Annotated in this window: 1 protein-coding gene; it reads right to left on the bottom strand. The window is 71.5% G+C overall.

Translation table 11 applies throughout. The features are described from left to right. Positions 1 to 146 precede the first annotated feature (146 nt). Positions 147 to 536, bottom strand: a complete 390-nt coding sequence (gene rplL / locus G3I78_RS46825) for a 50S ribosomal protein L7/L12 (protein ID WP_021483444.1) — start codon at positions 534 to 536, stop codon at positions 147 to 149. Positions 537 to 625 lie beyond the last annotated feature (89 nt).

Raw genomic sequence — 625 nt, forward strand, 5'->3', positions numbered from 1 at the left:
ACGCCGTGCACGCCCAGTGCTGCGCCGCGCTCCCCCGCCCGCTCACGCCGTCGGGCGGCGAGAACGACGACGAGGCCCGCACCCCGGGCGGGGTGCGGGCCTCGTGCGGCGTGCTGACCGGTCCCGTCAGGACGGGACCGGCGAGATCACTTGAGGGTGACCGTGGCGCCGGCGCCCTCGAGGGCAGCCTTGGCCTTCTCGGCCGTCTCCTTGTTCGCGCCCTCCAGGACCGGCTTCGGGGCACCGTCCACGAGGTCCTTGGCCTCCTTCAGGCCGAGGGACGTGAGCGCGCGCACCTCCTTGATGACCTGGATCTTCTTGTCGCCGGCAGCCTCGAGGATGACGTCGAACTCGTCCTTCTCCTCCTCGGCCGGGGCGTCGCCCGAGCCACCCGCGGGGGCGGCGACCGCGACGGCGGCGGGGGCGGCGGCGGTGACCTCGAAGGTCTCCTCGAAGGCCTTCACGAACTCGTTGAGCTCGATGAGGGTGAGCTCCTTGAACTGCTCGATGAGCTCGTCGGTGCTGAGCTTCGCCATGATGGCGTTCCTTTCGGTCGGTGCTCGGCAGCGGCCCGGTGCGGGCCTGCCAGAAGCGGGGTGTGTGCTTGCGCTGCGTGGATCACGGG

The organism is Streptomyces sp. SID13726, from assembly GCF_010548375.1.
Lineage (GTDB): Bacteria > Actinomycetota > Actinomycetes > Streptomycetales > Streptomycetaceae > Streptomyces.